General features: G+C 52.4%; 6 protein-coding genes. 3 read left to right on the plus strand and 3 right to left on the minus strand.

Annotation, left to right across the window (positions count from 1 at the left end; genetic code table 11):
* Nucleotides 1-26: 26 nt before the first annotated feature.
* The 3 genes from CSR02_RS17175 to CSR02_RS13115 form a co-directional block, all read right to left on the minus strand.
* The gene (locus CSR02_RS17175; RefSeq protein ID WP_264820561.1) at nt 27-206 is read right to left on the minus strand and encodes a MucR family transcriptional regulator; all 180 of its coding nucleotides are present in this window, start codon (nt 204-206) and stop codon (nt 27-29) included.
* A gap of 123 nt (nt 207-329) precedes the next feature.
* Nucleotides 330-614, minus strand: a complete 285-nt coding sequence (locus CSR02_RS13110; protein ID WP_099541953.1) for a hypothetical protein — start codon at nt 612-614, stop codon at nt 330-332.
* A gap of 4 nt (nt 615-618) precedes the next feature.
* On the minus strand, nt 619-969 hold the full coding sequence (locus CSR02_RS13115; protein ID WP_064776528.1) for a hypothetical protein: 351 nt from the start codon (nt 967-969) through the stop codon (nt 619-621).
* Nucleotides 970-1,471: 502 nt separating this feature from the next.
* On the opposite strand from CSR02_RS13115, the gene CSR02_RS13120 reads away from it, so the two are divergent.
* The 3 genes from CSR02_RS13120 to CSR02_RS13130 all read left to right on the plus strand — a co-directional run bounded on the left by CSR02_RS13120 (nt 1,472) and on the right by CSR02_RS13130 (nt 2,922).
* A complete protein-coding gene (locus tag CSR02_RS13120; protein ID WP_099541954.1) occupies nt 1,472-2,104 on the plus strand; it encodes a hypothetical protein in 633 nt (210 codons plus the stop codon).
* Nucleotides 2,097-2,243: a hypothetical protein gene (locus CSR02_RS16660; RefSeq protein WP_167384150.1), complete on the plus strand. Its 147-nt coding sequence runs from the start codon at nt 2,097-2,099 to the stop codon at nt 2,241-2,243. The genes CSR02_RS13120 and CSR02_RS16660 overlap by 8 nt, the downstream gene beginning before the upstream one ends.
* Before the next feature lie 328 nt (nt 2,244-2,571).
* The gene (locus tag CSR02_RS13130) at nt 2,572-2,922 is read left to right on the plus strand and encodes a hypothetical protein (RefSeq protein WP_244177013.1); all 351 of its coding nucleotides are present in this window, start codon (nt 2,572-2,574) and stop codon (nt 2,920-2,922) included.
* The last annotated feature ends 29 nt before the right edge of the window (nt 2,923-2,951 follow it).

A 2,951-nucleotide genomic window follows, 5' to 3' on the forward strand; every position in this document is an offset into this window, starting at 1 on the left:
TTGTGCAAAACAGACTTTTTCATAATCTAACCCGATGTACAACCCTTCTGTGAGATTTCCGCGTCGAGCGTCGCATAGACTGATCTGATCAGATCTGGAAGGGCTTCAGCGCTGACCGTGTTGTGGCCAACGTAGGCTGATATGATTGTAACGGTCTGCTCCACCTTTTGTGTGTCAGGTTCGTGAACGGATGCGGACTCTGTCATTGCGCCTGTCTTTCTGTTATCTGAATGTCGTCTCAATAGTAAATCTCTGACCTGTAATGGAAAAACCCATTTAACATGTCGTAAATCATAGGCAAGGTATTGCTGCTATCGCGTACAGGGTGCTTAATCCGCCAACGATCCTTTGGCTTGGTCGTTGCATTTCATACAGGGCACGCCCTGCAGAACATGTGTTTTGTTCCGACGTTCAAGCCAGCCACTTTCCCAACCACAGCGGGCACATGAAAACAGGGCAACGCATGTATTGCCCTGTTCGTAAATACAGCCGTGATCTCCAACATCACTCATGTGTGCCAGGTAGCGCCGTGGTGCGCGCGGCTTGCGGTATCCAAACAGATCGGCCTGACGACTGGATGCTCCTGGCTGGGAGGAAGGCGTGTGTCTGTCCATGAGGTTAGCCCATCCCTGAAAAAACAGCATAGTCCTTATCTTTGTGGATATCCATGCAGAGATCCATGATGAAGGCGAGCGTCTCATGCGATGTGTCAGGACCATCCAGCCAATGCGCCTGATTGTTTTCGGATACCAGAAGCCAGATCTGGAAGGCACAAGGTGTCGTGATGTAAATGCCTATGCTCGCGAGTGCCGCCACAACAAGGTCCACTGTCGCAAGTTCATCACGAGGGGCAAAGCTGATCTCATCCGATCCCACTGCGTTCTGATGCGCGATTTTGACAAGCTGTTCCAATGCCGATTGCAGATGCGTGGGAAACATGCTGTTGATCTGATCTCTATCGCTGATCATCAACGAGGTCCTCTTCCTTTCACGTCAGTATTGGACACTCTAGAAGGGCATTATGCGACCAGATAGGAAAATGACGGCTGTAATGTCATCGTGATTTTGCTGTCCAATGCCTGAAAGGTTGTGTGCTTTGTACATTTCCTTTCGCCGCAAGCCCTGTCGTCTGTGAAAAAGTGCCGAAAAGGCCCGGGGCGCCCCTGTCGAGCCCCCTAAACGGGGTCTCGCCACTTTCGTGCTAATGCTCACCGCCATTTTTTCTATACTCGCCTCTCCCACATTATTGTAAGTAAATAAAGGGCATACGGAAAAGAAATCAGAAGTAAATATCTCTGCAAATAGAAATAAATCAGATATTTTCTTGTATTTATTGAATTTTATTCTTGCAATACTTTGGCGGTTTGTACTATATTTTACTTGTGAGAGGGAAATACCTCCCAAACACAAAGCGCCCCGTTTCAGTGCGGACACACTGAAACGGGGCTAACGCCAGACAGGAGATATCGTCATGTCAAACGCTGCTACTACTATCGCCCAAGCCCATACCGAAGCGCAAGAAAAGAAAGCCGCAAAGGCCACAAAAAACGCATCCCGTTCCCGGTCCTTTCAGGAAACCGCAGACCGCAAGGCGGCAGCGCCCATCGCAACCCTTGAAGCCGTCAAGGCTCTCATTCCCACAGATGCACAGGCCGCAGCCATTGCCCGCGCCTTTGCCATTGATGAAGTGGACACAGACGAGGTTTTCGGTGCCGGTTACAATTCCGTGATGGACGAAATCAAGATCATGGAACCCATTCTTGTAACGATCATCAACGGAGAAAAGAATTTTCGCGCCCTTGAAATGCACATGCAGCGCATCGTGGGCGCCCGCGTGGCCTCCGCTTTCGGGCAGGCCCAGTTTTACGAAACCAAGCGACAGGTCGCCCGTGAACTGTCCTCTGGCTTTACAAACGAAAACCGCGACGAAGATCGCATGGGCATCGATGGACAGGCAAACCGCGCCGCCTTTGCCCGTGAATTTGCCGCTCAACTCGGTATGAAGGCCTATGGCCTTGCTGCCCTCGCAGACGGCGCAGCCAAGGCTTACGCCGAATATTTCGGCTATCCTGAAGATGGAAAGGAGGACGCAGACCATGAATGATTTTATTTCTAACATGCTGCTGGTTGTTGTGCCTTTCTTGAGTGGGACACTCATTTTTGGTCTCGCTCTAGGCCCAATCCTGCGCCGCCTTAACAAATTGCGCGACAGGCTCGAAGCACAGGCTCCTCATAACCCATAATCGCAAGGGCGGCCTCAGTGCCGCCTTTTCCTTGTCAGCCGTCAGTGCGTGGTGAATAAGGGGGCCAGCTGCGCTGGCCAACTATGAACGGCCGGGGCTGCGCCCCGGCAGCTCTTGGACTTTGCCCACGCTCTCCTGTTCCAGTCCCCCTGAAACCTCGTCCTGCCAAGGCTCATGAATGGCATCACTGCACCCATTGTCCTCTTCATGGATGACACGGTGCTGGGCACGACGCTCAGAATGTATCCACTCTTATGGTTGCCGAAATCGCGTCCCGTGATGCCCATGTGCTGGACCGGCTGGATGCGCTTCGCGGGAGGATGTCATCATGAGTGCGCTTGTGCGCCAACTGGGGCGGACGGCCTTCCATATCGTGAATGGAACGCGGGTGCCTGGCTTTGCCAGGCACAACACGCTCGGGCGTTTTGAAAGGCTGCTGGACATTCAGGAGGACCCGGAAGCCTTTGCTCTTTTTCGTTCCCTAGTGCCAGAGCATAACCCCACGCCTCATGATGTCGCCCGTGGTCTGGCTGACCTTGTCCCTTTGCGCTTCCAGTTGCGAGAGGATGATGCTTTCCGGCTTTTCTCCAGATCAGGCGCACTGGCCTTCATTGCTGCGCGTCGTGACGAAGCCCGTATCGACGCGGAAATCTCACAGAAGGGTTGTACATCGGGTTAGATTATGAAAAAGTCTGTTTTGCACAAAAG

This window comes from Acetobacter pomorum, from assembly GCF_002738225.1.
In the GTDB taxonomy this organism is placed as follows: domain Bacteria; phylum Pseudomonadota; class Alphaproteobacteria; order Acetobacterales; family Acetobacteraceae; genus Acetobacter; species Acetobacter pomorum.